At 71.7% G+C, this 20,178-nt stretch carries 12 protein-coding genes; 11 read left to right on the top strand and 1 reads right to left on the bottom strand.

All coding sequences use genetic code 11. From position 1 onward, the window contains the following. The first annotated feature begins 94 nt into the window (after nt 1-94). The 9 genes from K4G64_RS06000 (at nt 95) to K4G64_RS06040 (ending at nt 15,752) form a co-directional block, all read left to right on the top strand. Complete coding sequence (locus K4G64_RS06000; RefSeq protein ID WP_221754975.1) at nt 95-4,246, top strand: Rne/Rng family ribonuclease; 4,152 nt, start codon at nt 95-97, stop codon at nt 4,244-4,246. 229 nt (nt 4,247-4,475) lie between these two features. After that, entirely contained in the window at nt 4,476-4,796 is a 321-nt protein-coding gene (gene rplU, locus K4G64_RS06005; RefSeq protein WP_030836278.1) for a 50S ribosomal protein L21, read from the top strand. 14 nt (nt 4,797-4,810) lie between these two features. Beyond that, nucleotides 4,811-5,065, top strand: coding sequence for a 50S ribosomal protein L27 (gene rpmA, locus K4G64_RS06010; RefSeq protein WP_031107501.1), 255 nt, complete (start codon nt 4,811-4,813; stop codon nt 5,063-5,065). A gap of 124 nt (nt 5,066-5,189) precedes the next feature. Next, the gene (gene obgE / locus K4G64_RS06015) at nt 5,190-6,626 is read left to right on the top strand and encodes a GTPase ObgE (RefSeq protein WP_221754976.1); all 1,437 of its coding nucleotides are present in this window, start codon (nt 5,190-5,192) and stop codon (nt 6,624-6,626) included. Nucleotides 6,627-6,758: 132 nt separating this feature from the next. Further along, the gene (locus K4G64_RS40965) at nt 6,759-8,249 is read left to right on the top strand and encodes an FG-GAP-like repeat-containing protein (protein ID WP_221754977.1); all 1,491 of its coding nucleotides are present in this window, start codon (nt 6,759-6,761) and stop codon (nt 8,247-8,249) included. A gap of 179 nt (nt 8,250-8,428) precedes the next feature. Next, nucleotides 8,429-9,979, top strand: coding sequence for an alkaline phosphatase (locus K4G64_RS06025; RefSeq protein ID WP_221754978.1), 1,551 nt, complete (start codon nt 8,429-8,431; stop codon nt 9,977-9,979). Between the two features lie 577 nt (nt 9,980-10,556). After that, a complete protein-coding gene (locus K4G64_RS06030) occupies nt 10,557-12,053 on the top strand; it encodes a bifunctional cytidylyltransferase/SDR family oxidoreductase (RefSeq protein WP_221754979.1) in 1,497 nt (498 codons plus the stop codon). A 176-nt stretch (nt 12,054-12,229) separates the two neighbouring features. Next, nucleotides 12,230-14,344: a hypothetical protein gene (locus K4G64_RS06035; RefSeq protein WP_308122252.1), complete on the top strand. Its 2,115-nt coding sequence runs from the start codon at nt 12,230-12,232 to the stop codon at nt 14,342-14,344. 250 nt (nt 14,345-14,594) lie between these two features. Continuing rightward, nucleotides 14,595-15,752: a glycosyltransferase family A protein gene (locus tag K4G64_RS06040; RefSeq protein WP_260460080.1), complete on the top strand. Its 1,158-nt coding sequence runs from the start codon at nt 14,595-14,597 to the stop codon at nt 15,750-15,752. 93 nt (nt 15,753-15,845) lie between these two features. On the opposite strand, the gene K4G64_RS06045 is transcribed toward K4G64_RS06040, so the two are convergent. Continuing rightward, nucleotides 15,846-17,879 carry a hypothetical protein gene (locus K4G64_RS06045; RefSeq protein WP_221754980.1) on the bottom strand — a complete coding sequence of 678 codons (2,034 nt, stop codon included), beginning with the start codon at nt 17,877-17,879 and terminating at the stop codon, nt 15,846-15,848. A 507-nt stretch (nt 17,880-18,386) separates the two neighbouring features. Between K4G64_RS06045 and proB the strand changes: the two genes are divergently transcribed. Both proB and K4G64_RS06055 read left to right on the top strand, forming a co-directional pair. Beyond that, nucleotides 18,387-19,547, top strand: coding sequence for a glutamate 5-kinase (gene proB / locus K4G64_RS06050; RefSeq protein WP_221755007.1), 1,161 nt, complete (start codon nt 18,387-18,389; stop codon nt 19,545-19,547). A 123-nt stretch (nt 19,548-19,670) separates the two neighbouring features. Next, a complete protein-coding gene (locus K4G64_RS06055; RefSeq protein WP_221754981.1) occupies nt 19,671-20,138 on the top strand; it encodes a hypothetical protein in 468 nt (155 codons plus the stop codon). Nucleotides 20,139-20,178: the final 40 nt, after the last annotated feature.

The following is a 20,178-nucleotide window of genomic DNA, read 5'->3' on the forward strand; positions in this document are numbered from 1 at the left end:
GACGGCGGCGAACGCGCACAGCGCGCGCCGCGGACGTCACCGGCATCGCCGGACCAGGCGCGGCGCCCGGGAGCCTGACGGGAGACAAGCCCGCATGCTCGAACCGACCGAACCCACAGAGGGTTCCGAACAGAACACCCCCAGCGACACCCTGCCGCCCCGCCGGCGGCGGCGTGCCGCGTCGCGCCCGGCGGGTCCGCCCACCGGCGCCTCCTCCGACGCGCCGGTGGAGACCGTCGCGCCGGCCGTACCGGCCGCCGAGGCCGAGGATCTCGCGGCCGACGTCGTGGAGGCCGCCGAGGTCGAGGAAGTCACCGCCGAGGCGGACAAGGCTCCCGAGGCCGTCGTGAGCGATGAGGCTGCCGTGTCCGCCCCGCCCAAGCGGCGTCGCGCCGTGCGCCGTGCCTCCGCGCCCGCCGGGGCTCCGGAGTCGGCCGAGGCCGCCGAGAGCGTGGTCACGGCGACCGCCGACACCCCCGCCGCCGAGCCGGCCGAGGCCGTCACGCCCGCCGCGTCCGCCGACGCGACCGAGGACGCCGCTCCCAAGCGCACCCGGCGTCGCGCCACCCGCACCGTGACCTCGCCCGCCGCCGCTCCGGCGGAGACCGCCGAGACCGTCGCCGCTCCGGCGCAGGCGGCCGGGACCGTCGCCGCCCCGGCCGTGGCCGACGCCCCGGAGACTGCGGCCGTGCCCGAGGGCGCCGCCGAAGGTGCCGAGGCCGCTGAAGAGGCTGCTCCGCGTCGGACTCGCCGGCGTGCCTCGCGGCGGGCGTCCGCGCCCGCCGGGGCGCCTTCCGCCGCGGACGCGGTGGAGGGCAACGCCGAGGAGGCGAAGGCACCTGTGACCGAGAACCCCGCCGAGCCCGCCCGCGCGTCCGAGGTGACCGCCTCCGAGCCCGCTGCCGCCGAGCCCGCCCGCGCCCCCGCCGAGACCGCGGCCGACGAAGCCGCCGAGTCGGCCGAAGAGGCCGGACCGCGTCGCCGCCGCCGCGTGGTGCGCCGGGCCGCCAGTGGCTTCGCCGAGCCCGCCCAGCCCGCCAAGGGCGCGAGGGCCTCGAAGGCCGCCGCCCGGACGACCGCGGGTGCGGACGACGGCGAGAGCGAGTCGGCGTCGCGCCCGAGGCGGCCCGCCGTCGCGCTGTTCCAGGCCCCCGTCTTCACCGAGCCCCAGTTCCAGACGCCGGAGCGGGCCGCCGCCGCGGCCGCCGCCGAGGCGGCCGGGGCGGAGGAGCCGCAGGAGGCCGAGGAGTCCGCGCCGGCCGAGGCCCAGCGCGAGGAGCAGACCGGCGGCTCGCGTCGGCGTCGCCGTCGCCGGGGTGCCGGCGACGAGCCCGAGACCCAGGCCCCCGAGACCGCCGCCGACACCTCCGCCGACGAGGCGGAGGAGGCCGACGAGTCCGCCGAGGACCAGGCCGACGGCGACGACCAGGACGAGTCCGAGGGCAGCGGCTCGCGCCGCCGCCGTCGCCGGGGCGGTCGCCGCCGCCGGCGTGGCGAGTCCGCCGACTCCGACGAGGGCGGCGAGGGCTCGGACGCCGAGTCCGAGCAGACCACCGCCGACACCGAGGACTCCGCCGAGGAGGACGACGAGGACTCCGACGAGGCCACCGACCGCGACGAGTCCGGCGGAGGCGGCTCCAGCAGCAGCCGCCGGCGCCGTCGCCGCCGTCGCCGTGCCGGTGACTCCGGCACCGAGGCCGAGCCCTCCGACGACGACCCCGAGCGCACGGTCGTCAAGGTCCGCGAGCCCCGCCCCAAGGCCGAGCCGTCCGACGAGGTGCAGTCCATCAAGGGCTCGACCCGTCTGGAGGCCAAGAAGCAGCGCCGCCGCGAAGGCCGCGAGCAGGGCCGCCGGCGCGTGCCGATCATCACCGAGGCCGAGTTCCTGGCCCGCCGCGAGGCCGTCGAGCGGGTCATGGTCGTCCGCCAGCACGGCGACCGCACGCAGATCGGCGTCCTCGAGGACGACGTGCTCGTCGAGCACTACGTCAACAAGGAGCAGGCGACCTCGTACGTCGGCAACGTCTACCTCGGCAAGGTGCAGAACGTGCTGCCGTCGATGGAGGCCGCCTTCATCGACATCGGCAAGGGCCGCAACGCCGTGCTGTACGCCGGTGAGGTCAACTTCGAGGCGCTCGGCATGGCCCACGGGCCGCGGCGCATCGAGTCCGCCCTGAAGTCCGGCCAGTCCGTGCTCGTCCAGGTGACGAAGGACCCCATCGGTCACAAGGGCGCCCGTCTGACCAGCCAGGTCTCCCTGCCGGGCCGCTACCTCGTGTACGTGCCCGAGGGCTCCATGACCGGCATCAGCCGCAAGCTGCCCGACACCGAGCGGGCCCGGCTGAAGACCATCCTCAAGAAGATCGTCCCCGAGGACGCGGGCGTCATCGTGCGCACCGCCGCCGAGGGCGCGAGCGAAGACGAGCTGCGCCGGGACGTCGAGCGGCTGCAGCAGCAGTGGGAGGACATCCAGAAGAAAGCCAAGAGCGGCAACGCTCCGACGCTGCTGTACGGCGAGCCGGACATGACCGTCCGGGTCGTGCGCGACATCTTCAACGAGGACTTCTCCAAGGTCGTCGTCAGCGGTGACGAGGCGTGGTCGACCATCCACGGGTACGTCTCGCACGTCGCGCCGGACCTCGCCGAGCGGCTGTCGAAGTGGACCTCCGAGGTCGACGTCTTCGCCACGTACCGGATCGACGAGCAGCTCGCCAAGGCCCTCGACCGCAAGGTGTGGCTGCCCAGCGGCGGTTCGCTGGTGATCGACCGGACCGAGGCGATGGTCGTCGTCGACGTCAACACCGGCAAGTTCACCGGCCAGGGCGGCAACCTCGAGGAGACCGTCACCAGGAACAACCTGGAGGCGGCCGAGGAGATCGTCCGCCAGCTGCGGCTGCGCGACCTCGGCGGCATCATCGTCATCGACTTCATCGACATGGTGCTGGAATCCAACCGGGACCTGGTGCTGCGGCGCCTGCTGGAGTGCCTGGGCCGGGACCGTACGAAGCACCAGGTCGCGGAAGTGACCTCGCTGGGGCTCGTGCAGATGACCCGCAAGCGGGTCGGGCAGGGCCTGCTGGAGTCCTTCTCCGAGACCTGCGTCCACTGCAACGGACGCGGTGTCATCGTGCACATGGAGCAGCCGACGGCCGCCGGGGGCGGTGGCAAGCGCAAGAAGCGCGCGCGGGCCGGCGCCGCCGAGCTGCCGCACGTGCACGAGGCGGCCGTCGAGACCGCCGAGCAGGAGGCCGAGACCGAGGCCGAGGTCGGAGCCGAGGCCGCCGAGCCGATCGCGCTGCCCGAGCCGTCCTTCGAGCCCGACGAGGAGCTGTACAGCAGCGCCGCCGAGGCGGAGGCCGCGGCCGGCCGGGGGCGGTCGCGTCGCCGGGCGAGCCGGCGGGCGTCGGCTCCGGCGGGCTCCCCGCGCGGTGAGGCCGCCGAGCAGGGCCGGGACAAGGCCCGGCGCGGCAGGGGCCGGGCCGAGCAGGCCGAGGCCGAGGCGCCGACGGCTCAGGACGTGACCGCCGAGCAGGAGGTCGCCCGTCCGGTGCAGCCGGAGTCGGCCGCCGAGGCCCAGGCCGAGCCGATGGCAGTGGAGGACCCGGTGGTCGAGGCCGCGCAGGCCGCTCCGGCCGAGGAGGCCGCGCCCAAGGGCCGTACCCGGCGGCGGGCCACCCGCAAGGTGTCCGCTCCGGCCGGTTCCCCGGCGGGGGCCGAGGCGGCCGTGGTGACGGTCGCCGAGACCGCGCCCGCGGCCACGGAGGCGCCTGAGCAGGCCGAGGCCGCCGAGGCGGTCGCCGAGGCGCCCGCCTCGGAGAGCGCCGCCCCGGCCCGTCCGCGCCGCCGCGCCGTGCGCAAGCCCACGGTGTCCACGGCGTCCGAGGAGACGGCCGTCGTGGTCGTCCCGTCGGCCGCGTCCGAGGAGACCGCCACGGTGGAGGCCGCCACGGTGGAGACCGCGGCGGAGGAGACCTCCCCGGCGGCGGCCGTCACCGAGGAGGCCGCCGAGGAGTCGGCGCCCGCCAAGAAGACGGCCCGCAAGACGGCCAAGAAGGCCACGGCGAAGAAGGCCGCCACCACCAAGAAGACGGCGGCGAAGAAGACCGCCGCCAAGAAGACGACGGCCAAGAAGGCGGCGAAGACCACCAAGACCGCCGCCAAGAAGACCGCGTCGAAGAAGACGGTGGCGGCGGAGCAGTCGGCACCGTCCGCGTCCTCCGTGTCGGCCTCCACCGACGAGGGCTGAGATCCACTGCCTGTGCGACCGGCGTGACCGGTCGCACAGGTGGCGGGCCCGGCTCGGTTTGACCCCTTCGGCCGCGGGCTCGTACCCTTGACCGTCGGCGTGTCGACTGACGCGTCTACATCCCCGTAAACCTCATCCTCCGGGCGCCGGGCGCCAGGAGAGGCTGCTCGCTGAGTCGGGCGGCTGGCCTGCGGGGGTGCCGTTTCCCGAGCGAGAGAGTGAGATCCGCGTGTACGCCATCGTGCGCAGCGGTGGTCGCCAGCACAAGGTTGCTGTCGGCGACATCGTTGAGGTTGACAAGATTTCCACTGCCAAGGTTGGCGACTCGGTCGAGCTCTCGACCCTGCTCGTTGTCGACGGCGACGCCGTGACCAGCGACCCGTGGGTGCTGGCCGGCATCAAGGTCCAGGCCGAGGTCGTGGACCACCACAAGGGCCAGAAGATCGACATTCTGCGCTACAAGAACAAGACCGGTTACCGCCGTCGCCAGGGCCACCGCCAGCAGTACACGGCGATCAAGGTCACTGAGATCCCCACGGCTGCGAAGTAAGGGACTGAGGAGAAATGGCACACAAGAAGGGCGCATCGTCCACCCGGAACGGTCGCGACTCCAATGCCCAGCGGCTCGGCGTGAAGCGCTTCGGCGGTCAGGTCGTCAACGCGGGTGAGATCCTGGTCCGTCAGCGTGGCACCCACTTCCACCCGGGCTCCGGCGTCGGCCGTGGCGGCGACGACACGCTGTTCGCCCTCGAGGCCGGTTCGGTGCAGTTCGGCACCCACCGTGGCCGCAAGGTCGTGAACATCGTTCCGGTCGCCTGATCGGAAGCTTTCGCGAGGCGGACCTCACTTCCCTCACGGGAAGCGGGTCCGCCTTTCGCGTGTTACGCAGAGAACAACCCCGTACAACCTCGTACACATACGTACGCACCTGGAGGCACACACCATGACCACCTTCGTGGACCGCGTCGAGCTGCACGTCGCCGCGGGTAACGGAGGCCACGGCTGTGCCTCCGTCCACCGTGAGAAGTTCAAGCCCCTCGGCGGGCCGGACGGCGGCAACGGCGGGCGCGGCGGCGACGTGATCCTCACCGTCGACCAGTCGATCACCACGCTGCTCGACTATCACCACTCCCCGCACCGCAAGGCCACCAACGGCAAGCCCGGCGAGGGCGGCAACCGCTCCGGCAAGGACGGTCAGGACCTCGTCCTGCCGGTGCCGGACGGCACGGTCGTGCTGGACAAGGCGGGCAACGTCCTCGCCGACCTGGTCGGGCACGGCACGTCGTACGTCGCCGCACAGGGCGGCCGGGGCGGGCTCGGCAACGCGGCGCTGGCCTCCGCGCGGCGCAAGGCGCCCGGGTTCGCGCTGCTCGGCGAGCCGGGAGACCTGCGGGACGTCGTCCTGGAGCTGAAGACCGTCGCCGATGTGGCACTCGTCGGGTACCCGAGCGCCGGCAAGTCGTCGCTGATCTCGGTGCTGAGCGCCGCCAAGCCGAAGATCGCCGACTACCCCTTCACCACGCTCGTGCCGAACCTCGGTGTCGTCACGGCCGGTTCCACCGTGTACACGATCGCCGACGTGCCCGGGCTGATCCCCGGGGCCAGCCAGGGCAAGGGTCTGGGGCTCGAGTTCCTGCGGCACGTGGAGCGGTGCAGTGTGCTCGTGCACGTCCTCGACACCGCGACGCTGGAGTCCGAGCGTGACCCGGTCTCCGACCTCGACATCATCGAGGAGGAGCTGCGGCAGTACGGCGGGCTGGACAACCGGCCGCGCATGGTCGTGCTGAACAAGATCGACGTACCGGACGGCAAGGATCTGGCCGAGATGGTGCGACCCGACCTGGAGGCGCGCGGCTACCGCGTGTTCGAGGTCTCGGCCGTGGCACACATGGGTCTGAAGGAGTTGTCCTTCGCGCTCGCCGAGCTCGTGGCGCAGTCGCGGGCCGCGAAGCCGAAGGAAGAGGCGACCCGGATCGTGATCCGGCCCAAGGCCGTGGACGACACCGGCTTCACCGTGACGCAGGAGGCCGACGGCCTGTTCCGGGTGCGGGGCGAGAAGCCCGAACGCTGGGTGCGCCAGACCGACTTCAACAACGACGAGGCCGTCGGCTACCTCGCCGATCGGCTCAACCGGCTCGGTGTCGAGCAGGAGCTGATGAAGGCGGGCGCCCGGGGCGGCGACGGCGTCGCCATCGGCCCCGAGGACAACGCGGTCGTCTTCGACTGGGAGCCGTCCATGACGGCCGGGGCCGAGATGCTCGGCCGGCGCGGTGAGGACCACCGCCTCGAGGGGGAGCGGCCCGCCGCGCAGCGCCGCAAGGACCGGCAGGCCGAGCGGGACGAGGCGCAGCAGGAGTTCGACGACTTCGAGCCGTTCTGAGTCAACAAGCAGCACATGCGCAACGGACTTGGGTGCAACCAAGTCGTTCTTCGGTGAGTCGTACAGGGTGGCGCCGGTGGGGATCTTGTTCCCCGCCGCGCCGTAACTGCCCGGCGGATCAACGGAGTTGACGTGCCTCAGTCCATAGCCAAGCGCAGGGTCGGCCGAGCGGTCGCCACGGCGATCGCCGTCGTCGCGGCCGTGACCACCCCGGTGGCCGCCGCGCACGCCGCCCCGGCCGCCCCGGCCGTCGCGGACAAGCTCCGGGACGACTTCAACGGCGACGGCTACCAGGACCTGGCGGTCGCCGCCCCGCGCGGAAAGGTCGACGGTCAGGCCCAGGCCGGGTACGTGGCCGTCGTGTACGGCTCGCCCAAGGGCCTCGACCTCACCCACAAGCAGGTCCTCAGCCAGAACACCCCGGGCATACCCGGTGCCGCAGAGACCAACGACGACTACGGCGACGGTCTCGCCGCCGGTGACCTGGACGGCGACGGCTACGCCGACCTGGTCGTGGGTGCCCCGGGCGAGAGCGTCGGAGACGTCCGAGCGGCCGGCACGCTCGCCGTGCTGTGGGGCGGGAAGCAGGGCCTGTCCGGCGGCACGGCCGTGGCCACCGGCACCGAGGAGGATCGGGTCGACCCCGAGACCCCGGCGCTCGGCGACTTCGACGGCGACGGCCATCTGGACCTCGCCACCGGCAACCGCCTGCTGTCCGGGCCGTTCGACCGCACCACGGGCGCCGCGAAGAGCCGGACCCTGGCCATCGAGCCCGCGTACGTCACGGACGACATGGCGGCCGGGGACGTCGACCACGACGGCATCACGGACCTGGTCGCGCTCATCCACGACGTCAGCGACGACGACATGCACGACCCCGACTACCGGCACCGGCGCGCGGTCGTCCTGCGGGGCACCCCCGGCGGCCTGAGCGCCCCCGCCCCGGTGAACAACCCCGACGGCACGCGCGTGCGCGGCGGCGAGAGCCTCGGTGTCGGCGATGTGGACAAGGACGGGTTCGCCGACCTCGTCATCGGCCGCCCGAACGACGGCTTCGGCGAGGTCGACCTCGACGACCCGCTGCTGAAGGGCGGCCAGCTCGGCGTGGTGCACGGCTCGGCGAAGGGCCCCGACACCTCCCGTACGACGATCATCACGCAGGAGACCCCGGGGGTGCCGGGAAGCTCGGAGTGGTCCGACGGCTTCGGCGGGGGCATCTCCGTGGGTGACGTCAACGCCGACGGGTACGCGGACGTCTCCACCGGCAGCGCGAGCGAGGACCTCGGCGAGGTGTACGCGGCCGGCCAGGTCACCGTCCTGCGCGGCGGCAAGAAGGGGCTCACCGGGGACGGCGCCTACAGCATCGGCCAGAACACCAGGAACGTCCCGGGCACCGCGGAGCCGAACGACTTCTTCGGCGCCGACACCAACCTGCTCGATGTCAATGGCGACGGACGGGCCGAGTTGTTCGCCGGCGCCACCGGTGAGAACCGGGACGGCGCAGTCTGGGCGTTTTCCAACCCGGTGAACACTCCCACCGCGACCGGCTCGGTCAGCTTCGGCGCGGGCACCCTCGGCACGGTCAAGAGCGGCTCCTCCCTCGGCAGGGGTTTCGCACGCTGACCCGTAACTGATTACCTCTCAGACTCGCCCCGGCAACGGCTTGTTCCGACGCTGGCGGCGAGTCTCTCTTTGTCTGCTTAGTTGTCATGTACGTGAACCCCGGCGTTCAGCGGGCGGACCGCCCGCGAGCGTGAAGCTTCCCAGTGTCCAAGTGGCCAGCGAGGTAAGGGAGTCAGCCGATGACCGGAGCAGTATCCCCCGACCGACGCCGCTTTCTCACCGCGGGCGCCGCAGTACTCGGTGCCGCGGCCTCCGCCCAGCTGTGGCTCCCGGCCGCCGCCCGAGCGGCCGAGACGCCCTTGCCCGACGGTGTGTTCAGCCTCGGTGTGGCGTCGGGCGACCCGCTGCCGGACGGCATCGTGCTGTGGACCAGACTCGCCCCGGACCCGCTGAACGGTGGCGGCATGCCCGACCGGCCGGTGCCGGTGGAGTGGCAGCTCGCCGAGGACCCGCGGTTCAGAAAGCTCGCCCGACAGGGCACCGCGCAGGCCCGGCCCGAGTACGGGCACAGCGTTCACGTGGACGTACGCGGGCTGCGCGCGGACCGTACGTACTGGTACCGCTTCCGCACCAGCGGGCAGCTCTCGCCCGTCGGCCGCACCCGTACCGCGCCCCACCCCCACAGCTCCGGTGGCTCCCTGCGCATGGCCCTCGCCTCCTGCCAGAACTGGCAGCACGGCTACTTCACGCCATACGCGGACATGCTGGATCAGGACCCCGACGTCGTGGTGTTCGTCGGCGACTACATCTACGAGTCCACGCCCTCGGCGACGGCCCTGCGGCGGCACGAGGGCACCGGTGAGCCCTTCAGCCTCGTCCAGTACCGCAACCGCTACGCGCAGTACCGCACCGACCCGGACCTCGCGGCGATGCACGGACACGCGCCCTTCGTGGTGACCTTCGACGACCACGAGGTGGACAACGACTTCGCCGGCGAGATCCCGCAGGACCCGGACAAGCAGCCGCACGACGCGTTCGTCGCCCGGCTGGCCGCGGCCTACCAGGCCTTCTACGAGCACATGCCGGTCCGTGCCACCGCCGTCCCGGACGGCCCGCACATCCGGATGTACCGCCGCCTGGAGTTCGGCCGCCTGGCCCGGCTCAACGTCCTGGACACCCGCCAGTACCGCAGCGACCAGGCCACCAGCCAGGAGGGCGCCCAGGACCCGTCGCTGACCATGCTCGGCGCCCGGCAGAAGCGGTGGCTGCTGAACGGGCTGCAGAACTCGCCCGCCCGCTGGAACCTCATCGCCTCCCAGATCATGATGGCCGAGACGGACCTCAAGGTCGGCGAGGGCAAGCTCTGGTTCTACGACGCCTGGGACGGCTACCAGGCCGAACGCAACGCGTTCCTGGAGGAGTTCCGGCAGGTCCGCAACCCCGTGGTGCTCTCCGGGGACCGGCACCTGACGATGATCAGCGACCTCAAGGAGGACTACGCCGACCCGGACTCCGAGGTCGTCGGCGCCGAGTTCGTCGGCACCTCCATCTCCAGCAACGGCGACCAGGACCAGGCCGCCTTCCGCAGGGAGTGGGACCCGCGGCGCCCGGACAACCCGCACTGGAAGCTGCTCGACGCCCACCGCGGCTACCACCTCTTCGACGTCCGCCGTGACGGCATCGACGCCCAGGTGAGGGTGGTCGACACCGTCCGGCAGCCGACCGCGACGCCGAGCACGCTGGCGAACCTGCGGGTCGAGGCGGGCCGCCCGGGCGTCGAGGTCGTCTGACCCCCCCCGCCCGCGAGGCGCGTGAGCCCGGGACTCCTCGGAGTCCCGGGCTCTTCGTCGTACGGGACGTGTGAGGTGTGTGAGAAGTCCGACCCGGCCCTGCGGTGGTATTGCTCTCGCCGAGACCGAAATGCCGCGCAACCGCGACCAGGAATTCCGCGGCAATGAGCTGCCGTAAGAGCGGTATTTGCGGTCGGGCCCGCATGAAGAACGCGTCCCGCCGCGCGTCCCGGGAAGTGCGGATCCGCACACCGCGGCCTTCGCGACAGCCCAGGCGAGCGGCTGCCGTGGTGCACGGGGCGTCCTCAAAGCGCGTACCGTGCACAGGACATCGTCCCAAGGAGCCCGTGCGGGTCCTCGGTCACCGTCGCCCCGCGGGGCTCCGCTGTCGCTGAGCTTCTGTGCAGTTACTCACAGCGCATTTATCGGGGTTCGCGCAACCGTCTCGCAATCACCGGCGTCGACAGGTGAATGAGAGGTTGCGCGCACATATGCGGTGCAGGGCGCTCACCTTGCATCGCGGTAACCACAAGTGGGACCATTTCCAAGTTCCCTGTCGCCCCAAGGTAGGTCACCTGTGTCCCAGCACATAGCCAAGCCCCGTACCACCGCAGTGATCCTGGCCGGTGGCACCGGTCAGCGCGTGGGTCTGTCGATCCCCAAGCAGCTGCTGAAGATCGCCGGCAAGGCAGTCATCGAGCACACGCTGACCACCTTCGAGAACGCCGACTCGATCGACGACATCATCGTGCTGATGGCGCCGGGTTACGTGCCCGACATCGAGAAGATCGTCGCGAAGGCCGGATTCAAGAAGGTCTCGAAGGTCATCGAGGGCGGCTCCACGCGGAACGAGACCACCGAGCGCGCCATCGCCGCCCTGGGCGAGGGCCTGGCCGAGGGCGAGGACGCCAACGTCCTCTTCCACGACGCCGTGCGCCCCCTGCTCTCGCAGCGCGTCATCGACGACTGCGTCGTCGCGCTGGAGCGCTACCAGGCCGTCGACGTGGCCATCCCGTCCGCGGACACCATCATCGTCACGCGCACGCACGGCGAGGACGGCGAGTTCATCACCGAGATCCCGGACCGCTCCCGGCTGCGCCGCGGCCAGACGCCGCAGGCCTTCAAGCTGTCCACGATCAAGCGGGCCTACGAGGTCGCCGCCGGTGACCCCAACTTCCAGGCGACCGACGACTGCTCCGTCGTGCTCAAGTACCTGCCGGACGTGCCGATCCACGTCGTCGCGGGTGACGAGTACAACATGAAGGTCACCCAGCCCGTCGACGTCTTCATCGCCGACAAGCTCTTCCAGCTGGCCTCCACCGCCGCGCCCGAGCAGGTCACCGAGGAGGCCTACCGCGAGCTGCTCACCGGCAAGACCATGGTCGTCTTCGGCGGCAGCTACGGCATCGGCAAGGACATCGCCGAGCTCGCCGAGTCCTACGGCGCCAAGGTCTACGCGCTGGGCCGCTCCACCACCGGCACCCACGTGGAGAACCCGGAGGAGGTCGACGACGCCCTGTCCAAGGCGTACGCCGAGACCGGCCGCATCGACTACGTGGTCAACACCGCCGGCGTGCTGCGCATAGGCAAGCTCGCCGAGACCGACAACGCCACCATCGAGGAGGCGCTGAAGGTCAACTACCTGGCCCCGGTGCAGATCGCCCGGTCGTCGTACAAGTACCTGTCCGAGACCAAGGGCCAGCTGCTGCTCTACACCTCCAGCAGCTACACCCGGGGCCGCGCCGAGTACAGCCTGTACTCCTCCACCAAGGCCGCCATGGTGAACCTCACCCAGGCCCTGTCCGACGAGTGGGCCGGCGACGGCGTCCGCGTCAACTGCATCAACCCCGAGCGCACCGCCACCCCCATGCGCACCAAGGCCTTCGGCCAGGAGCCCTCGGGTTCCCTGCTGTCGTCCGAGGCCGTGGCCCGCACCTCGCTCGACGTGCTGCTCTCCGAGCTCACCGGCCACGTCATCGACGTCCGCCAGCAGGACCCGACGGCCGGCGCGGCCCGGGCCTCCGGCTTCGAGCAGGCCCTGGCCACGGTGCTGGACCGTCAGGACGGCGTGTAATAATTGGCGCCAAATAGACTTCAGTAATTCAGGCCTCTGCGCTCTTCTGTTCACGGCTTTTGTCGTTGACCGGAGTGTTCGCAGGGGCCTGAATCCATACAGTCTCGCGAATATTCACAGACCAGCCGCATTCTAGAACCAACACCGGCACACCCCTCCCAAGAGCAGGTTTCTCCGTGATATCCACCGCTATTCGCGTCGCCCGGGTGGGCAGCGCGGCCGAGCTGGCCGCGGCGATCCTCATGGTGGCGGGCTTCCCCGCCCTCATGCTGGCCGCGCTCGTCCCGAGCGTTCCCGCCTTCGCGGCAGCGGCCGCCGTGACGTACCTGGCGGACCACTATCTGCACCGCAAGGGCAGCTACCTGATCAACCGCCTCGGCAAGGTGCGGGCCGGCCTGTCGATCCGCTTCCTGATAAGGCAGCTGCTGCTCGTCCTGCTGCTGGCGCGGCTGTCCCTCGCGGACAACCTGATCTACTACGGGGCGATCGCCTGCTTCATCGCCTTCTACGGTCTCCAGGCCCCGCACGGCGCACTGGTCCAGCTGATCCGCAACCGCCGCCGCATGCCGGTCGCCACCCGCAACGTCGACCTGGCCTCGCGCATCCGCATCCCGGACGCCCCGCCGCGGAGGCTGCTGCACCGCTCCGCCGAGAAGATGCTGCACCTCGACCTCGCGGCGGTCGTCGGCATCCTGCTCGCCGCCCAGCTGAAGTCGTCCCTGATCGGCTTCATCGGCATCGGCATCACGGTGGCCCTGGCCACCCTGTACGTCCTGGCGCTGGTGCCGTACGTGCGCGCCCGGAAGATCCCGCCGAGGGCGGAGACGGTCCTGGCGGCCGTGGACGACTGGCTGGGCGAGTACAAGCCGGAGACGGTGCTGTACTTCTCCGGGTCCAAGGACTCCGCGTACCAGGTCAACATGTGGCTGGACACCATGGAGAAGCTGGACTCCAAGCCGCTGATCATCCTGCGTGAGCGGGCCATCCTGAACAATCTGGCGCCCACCACGGTCCCCGTCATCTGCGTGCCCGGAGGGGTGCACCTGATGAACCTGGACCTCTCCACGGTGCGCGTCGCGCTCTACGCGGCCAACGTCGGCAAGAACATCCACCTGCTGCGCGTGCCCACCATCAAGCACGTCTTCATCGGCCACGGCGACAGCGACAAGCTCGCCAGCGTCAACCCGTACAGCAAGGTCTACGACGAGGTGTGGACGGCCGGCCGCGCGGGCCGCGACCGCTACGCCATCGCCGACGTCGGTGTCCGCGACGACGACATCGTTGAGGTCGGCCGCCCGCAGCTCGCCCCGATCCAGACCTGGCAGGGCGTGCCCGAGGGCCGCATCCCGACCGTGCTGTACGCCCCCACCTGGGAGGGCTGGGACGGCAACCCGGGCAACACCTCGGTCGTACTGGCCGGCGAGAACATCGTGCGGCAGCTGGTGCAGGCCGACCCGCCGGTCCGCGTCCTGTACAAGCCGCACCCGTTCACCGGCAACGTCAGCAAGGAGGCCGGCGCCGCGCACCAGCGGATCACCGCCCTGGTGCAGAAGGCCGCCGCGGAGCGCGCCATCAACACGCGCTTCATCGCCGACACCGCCGCCCAGGCGCAGGCCAAGGCCGAGCTGGAGCGGATCGAGGCCCGGCTCGCGCAGCTGTCCGGCTCCGGCGGCGATCGCGGCGACGAGGCCGTGGCCACCCGTGACGGCCTGATCGACGTCGCCCGGCACGAGGAGGCCGCCCGGCTGCGCGCCGAGTGGAACGACGCCTACTGGCGTTCCTTCCCGTCCTGGGAGCACCGCGTCATCACCGGCGCCGAGCCGCGGCTTTACGACTGCTTCAACGTCTCCGACGCGATGGTCTCCGACATCTCCAGCGTGGTGTCCGACTTCATCGCGAGCGGCAAGCCCTACGCGGTCACCGATTCCGCCGAGGTGGGCGTCGAGGAGTTCAAGCGGAACAACACGGCGGTGCGTGCCGCGGTGATCCTCTCCAACAGCGCGGCCGAGCTGGGCGAGCTGCTCGGCGCGGTCCGTGCCCCGGAGGCCGACCCGCTGGCCGAGGATCGCAAGGAGCTCAAGCAGTACCTGCTGGGCCCGGACGAGCCGACCTCCCTCGAGCAGTTCAACACCGCCGTCGCGAACCTCGCGGTCAAGGCCGAGACGCGCAACGTCGGCCAGCAGTCCCGGGACATGGCCGCCCTCGCGGAGACCGAGGCCGAGCTGGCGAACGCCGTGCCCGGGCAGCGGGTGTCCTCCGCCGGAGACACGGACGGAGTCGGCACGGGCTGAACTGCCCCCGCATCACACAGGGTTCGGCCCCGAGGAGTTCTCCTCGGGGCCGAACCCTTTCGTTTCCCGGTTTCCTGTTCGTTCACTTTGTGACCTGAACCACTAACACATGTGTCTGAGGCAACCGCTTGTCTCGATCACCCGTCTATCAAGTAGCGAATGAGGCGATACGGGGGGAATATCCCATTGACTAGGGGGAAACGTGGCCGCGCAGCCTGATGTGAGTGTGATCATCGGGGCGTACGAAGCGATGCCGTATCTGATCGAGTGCCTCTCGTCCGTCGAGGCACAGACCATCGATCCGACGCGCGTCGAGGTCATCGCGGTGGACGACGGTTCGACGGACGGGACGGGGGAGTACCTGGAGGAGTTCGCCGAGCGGGCTCCCATGCACGTGCTGGTGATCCGGCAGGAGAACTCCGGCGGCCCCAGCGGCCCGCGCAACGTGGGCCTGGGCAAGGCCACCGGGCGCTACGTGTTCTTCCTCGACGCGGACGACCGGCTGGGCCCCGAGGCCCTGGAGCGCATGGTCGACATGGCCGACCGGGCCGGCACGGACGTGGTGCTCGGCAAGGTCGAGGGCGTCAACCGCTCGGCACCGAAGTCCATGTGGGGCAGGACGGTGGAGCGGACGGACGTCTTCTCCTCCAACATCAAGTTCACGCTCAGCGCGCAGAAGCTGTTCCGCCGCGCCCTGCTGGACCGGCACGGCATGCGCTTCGACGAGTCGCTGTTCACCGGCGAGGACGCGCTGTTCACCATGGAGGCGTATCTGCGGGCGGACGGCGTCTCCGTGGTCGCCGACCACACCTGCTACTACCTGGTCGGCCGCGACGACGGCAAGCACGTGACCAAGAGCGGCAGTTACACGCTGCGCTTCGACTCCGCGCGGGCCCTGATGCAGCTCATCGCCGAGCTCGTCCCCGCGGGCGGCCGGCGCGACCAGCTGATGGTGCGGCCCTTCCTCGTCACGCTGCTGCCGCAGTTCGGGCCCAAGTACCTGACGGACAGCGAGGAGATCCGGCGGCACAAGTTCGAGCTCGCCAAGCCGCTGATGGACACCTACTGGACCGAGGGAGTCGCCCAGCGCCTCAAGGTCCACGAGCGGCTGCGGCTGCACCTGGTCGCCGAGCAGCGTCCGGAACTGCTGCCGGACGTCGTGAAGTTCGTCAAGGACAAGAAGCAGGCGGCGGCCCTCCTGGAGCGGAAGGGCCGCCGTGTGTACCTGGTCTACCCGCACTTCCGGGACCGCGCCGCGGGCGTCCCCGACGCGGTCTACCTCGCCGAGCCCCGGGAGGCCCGGGCCTTTCCCGGCTACCGCGAGGGCGGCGTCGACACCCTCATGCGCCGGGCGGTGCGCAAGGCGCGGCGGGTGCTGACGTCCCGCGAGGTGCGGCACGCGGCGTGACCACGCGTGCCGCCGCTCGACGAGGTGCGGTCGGGGTCTCGCTCGCGGTGCCGCTCGAGGCGGTGCGGTCGGGACCTCGACACGCGGTGCAGCTCAGCGCGGTGCGGTCGGGACCTCGGTCGCGGTGCGCTGACCGGGCACCGCGGCCAGTCGCTCCGCCACCCGTGCCCTGTGGTCCCGGGCCACCCCGCACAGCGCCCGTACGGCGTCGTTGAAACGCTCCTGGGACGACGGCTCCGCCGGGCCGAGCAGGCGCAGCTTCAGCTCGGCTCGCGCCTCGGCCAGTTCGTCGCGCTCCGGGTGCCGGACGGCGTCCAGCAGATCCGGCACTCCGGCGGCGTCCGGCGTCAGCACCGTCGCCGCCACCACCGTCGGGAACGCCACCCGGAAGGCGTCCTCGGACAGCCCGCTGGTGTTGGCCACGGCGTACGGCTTCGCACTCGCGAGGAAGTCGCTGATCACGCTCGACACATCGCTGATCAGCAGGTCGGACACGTTGAAGCAGGAGTACAGGGTGGGCCGGGCGTCCGTGATGATCTGGTGCTCACCCTCCGGCAGCGAGGCCCAGTACGCCTCCTCCCACGCGGCCGTCGCCCGCGCCACCGCCGCCGCGCGGCCCGGCTCCGGCGCCGACTGCACCAGCATCCGCTCCACGGTGTCGGCCCCGGCCCGGAACACCGACGTGGTGAGCCGGTCCAGCTCGGCGGTGCGGAGGGTGAGTTCGGCGCTGTCCGAGGGGCGCGCCCCCGTCCGCTCCCGGTTGGCCGCCCGGATCAGCTCCCGGATCCGCAGATCGGCCGCGCCCGCACGGGGGTCCACCGAGCCCGTCAGCGGATGCGGCTTGTACAGCAGCCGCACGCCCGGGTCCGCGAGCAGCGCCCGCACCAGGTTCTCGCCTGCCGCGATCACCGAGGTGTTGCCGGGGTTGCCGTCCCAGCCCTCCCAGGTCGGCGCGTACAGCACGGTCGTCCATGGCCCGGTCGGCGGGCCCGCGTAGGGCAGTATGCCGTCGAGCTGGGGGCGCCCCGTCTCCACGACGTCCTTGTCCTCGACCCCGACCTCGGCCAGGGCGTAGCGCTCGCGCGCGGCGGGCCCGGCCACCCACACCTCGTCGTACGCCTTCGCGTACGGGTTGCAGGACGACAGCTTGTCGCTCTCGCCGTGGTTGACGAAGGTGTGCTTGATCGTGGGGATGCGCAGCACCTGGGAGGTCTTGCCGGAGTTCGACGGGTGGATGAGGACCTGGAGCGTGGAGTGCTCCAGGCGCATCAGCGTCGACACCTTCGGCAGGCACACGATCGGGATGTCCGTCGCCGCGATCTTCTGCACCATGAACCGCTCGCGCAGGATGATGACCGGCCTGCCGTCCAGCCCGGCGAGCGGCGCCAGCCACATGTTCGCCTGGTAGGCCGAGGCGGCACCGCCGGAGAAGTACAGGCCCGCGGTCGGCCGGTACTCGGCCAGCCAGGCGTCGAACCACTCGAGCACCTCCTGCTCGTCCGCGGGGCGGCGGCCCGGCAGGAGACGCAGGAGCAGCACGCCGAGGCCGATCAGCCCGAGGGCGAGGGAGAGCGCGATGCCCACCGCCGCGCAGACCGGCCGGTCGCCCGCCGCGCTGGCCAGCAGCCCGGCCGTCGCCGGCAGGCCGAACACCAGCAGCCGGTGGCCGGGGCGGCGCAGCAGCACGGACGGGGCCGGGGACAGCCGCAGCGCCGAGGCGTCGATGTTCCGGGTCACGACGGGCAGCGTGCGGGTGCGGCGGACCAGCACGGAGACGGCCTGGATCGCGCAGTGCAGCACGTAGAAGACGAGCAGCCCGGCCACCAGCGGGGCGTACACCGTCTCCCGGTCCTGCTCGCCGAGCCGCAACAGCGCCACGACCAGCAGCAGGTCCCGCAGGACGTGCCGCACGGTGATGTCCGCGTGTGCCTTGGCGAACAGCGACAGCACCCCGCGCTGCCATCGGTACAGCACGCCCTCGGTGGCCAGGGAGACGGCCGTCGCGGCGATCAGCAGCGGGACGTGGGGCAGCAGCGCCGCGACCGCCTGTGCGGCGAACGCGGCGGCCAGGACGACGGTGACCAGCCCCTTGAAGAGGGCCTGAGGGCGGGGGAGAGGTACGGGCACTGCGGTCACTCCAGGAGCGTCGGGTCGGCGCAGGTCGGCCGTCCGGGTTAACGCGTGGCCACACCCCGACGACACGCGCGTGTCGTCGGGGTGTGGGGGCGGGGGCCGTAAGGCGTGTCGTCGGACGGTAGCGGATGATCCCGTTCCTGTCGTGGGGTGGGCCCGGAAGGGGCAGAAGGTCGGTTTCCGGCCGTGCCCAAGGCCGGGCCCAGAGGGAGGGTGATCGGTTCCCTGCCGGGGGTCGAGGAACGCGGAGGGGGCGGCTTCCGGCCATGGCGGGACCGAGCCGCCGAAGGGAGGGCGGCTGCGCTCCGTGAAGCGGACGGCGAAGGGCGGCTGCGCTCCCGTTGCGCGACGGCGAAGGGCGCCGCGCTCCTGTGACACGGGCGGCACCGTCCGTAGCGTGGACCGGCGCCGCACCCGGTCCGGTCGTCCCGTAGATTTCCTGGTGAGCGACCGAATCGACGCGAGGGGACGGACGGCGACGTGGCAGGGGCAAGGCAGGCCGTGGGCGAGGCCCGCAGGATCGTCGTCAAGGTCGGGTCCTCCTCGCTGACCACCGCCTCGGGCGGCCTGGACGCGGACCGGGTGGACGCGCTGGTCGACGTCCTCGCGAAGGTCCGAAACCAGGGGGCGGCCCGCAGGGCCTCGGTTGAGGGTGGTGGCGGGAGACGGGAGGGCGGCGGGGAGCGCGAGATCGTTCTGGTCTCCTCGGGCGCCATCGCCGCCGGCCTCGCCCCGCTGGGCCTGCGCCGCCGCCCCAAGGATCTCGCCCGGCAGCAGGCCGCCGCCAGCGTCGGCCAGGGCCTGCTGGTCGCCCGCTACACCGCCTCGTTCGCCCGCTACGGCGTCCGCGTCGGGCAGGTTCTGCTGACCTCCGACGATATGAGCCGCCGCTCGCACCACCGCAACGCCTCGCGCACCCTCGACAAGCTGCTCGCCATGGGTGCCTTCCCGATCGTCAACGAGAACGACACCGTCGCCACGGACGAGATCCGCTTCGGCGACAACGACCGCCTCGCCGCCCTGGTCGCCCACCTCGTCCACGCCGACCTGCTGGTCCTGCTGTCCGACGTGGACGGCGTCTACGACGGGGACCCCGCGAAGCCCGGCACCTCCCGCATCGGCGAGGTGCGCGACCCCTCCGACCTCGCCCACGTCGAAATCGGCAGCGCGGGCAAGGCCGGTGTCGGCACCGGCGGCATGGTCACCAAGGTCGAGGCCGCCCGGATCGCGGCCGCGGCCGGCGTCCCCGTCGTCCTCACCAGCGCCGTCCACGCGGCCGACGCGCTGACCGGCCAGGACACCGGCACCTTCTTCCACCCCACCGGCAAGCGCTCCGCCGACCGGCTGCTGTGGCTCCAGCACGCGTCCACCCCGCAGGGCGCGCTGACCCTGGACGACGGCGCCGTACAGGCCGTCGTGGACCGCCGCAAGTCGCTGCTGCCGGCCGGGATCGCCGCCGTGGAGGGCGAGTTCAGCGCCGGAGACCCGGTCGAGCTGCGGGACGGCGCGGGGCGCGCGGTGGCCCGCGGGCTGGTCAATTTCGATGCCAAGGAGATCCCCCGGCTCATCGGCCGCTCCACCCGGGAGCTGGCCCGCGAACTCGGACCCGCGTACGAACGCGAGGTCGTACACAGGGACGACCTGGTGGTCCTGCACCCGTGATGGGTCGAAACGTCCGCCCCCGGTGGTGGACGTTCCGCAAAACCACCACGCGATCCCTTGCGGCCTGCTCAACTTTGTCTCAGGGACATATCCGCAGCAGCGCCATGTGCAAAGGAGGCCGTCGTGAGGCGAGTGCGCCCTGGGACTCAGGTGTCCCGCGGTGGTGCCGGCTCCCGTGCGGCCGGTGAGGAGCGCGCCCTGACGAGCGTGGCGGCCGGGGACCGGTTCGAGGGCGAGGAACCCGGCGACACCCCGCGCCTGTGGCACGTCACCCTCAGCGTCTCCGGCAAGGAGGCCCCGCTCCCGGAGGTCCGGCGCGCCCTGGAGCAGCTCGCCCACGACCATCCCTTCTTCCTGACCAGCCGGTACGCGGTCGACCACGCGGAGATCCGCTACTGGGAGGAGGCCCGCGACCTGCACGACGCGGCCGCCGTCGCCCTGCGCCTGTGGGGCGAGCACCGGCAGACCGCCGGCCTGCCGCCCTGGGAGATCGTCGGCCTGGAGGTCATCGACCGGGCCACTTACCACCAGCGGATCGCCGAGGGATACGGTCCGCCGCCGGCGTCCCCGGTCGGCGTTCATCCGTTTTGACCCGTTCCACGAAGTGTCTCGCGCTGTGGAACGAACGATG

Source organism: Streptomyces sp. WAC04114, assembly GCF_019733245.1.
Taxonomy (GTDB): Bacteria; Actinomycetota; Actinomycetes; order Streptomycetales; family Streptomycetaceae; genus Streptomyces; species Streptomyces massasporeus_A.

What these genes read in the sequence shown, in the direction of transcription:
- K4G64_RS06000 (WP_221754975.1), top strand. Translation starts at nt 95, where the DNA reads ATGCTCGAACCGACCGAACCCACAGAGGGTTCCGAACAGAACACCCCC.
- K4G64_RS06040 (WP_260460080.1), top strand. Translation starts at nt 14,595, where the DNA reads ATGCCGTATCTGATCGAGTGCCTCTCGTCCGTCGAGGCACAGACCATC.
- obgE (WP_221754976.1), top strand. Translation starts at nt 5,190, where the DNA reads ATGACCACCTTCGTGGACCGCGTCGAGCTGCACGTCGCCGCGGGTAAC.
- rpmA (WP_031107501.1), top strand. Translation starts at nt 4,811, where the DNA reads ATGGCACACAAGAAGGGCGCATCGTCCACCCGGAACGGTCGCGACTCC.
- K4G64_RS06025 (WP_221754978.1), top strand. Translation starts at nt 8,429, where the DNA reads ATGACCGGAGCAGTATCCCCCGACCGACGCCGCTTTCTCACCGCGGGC.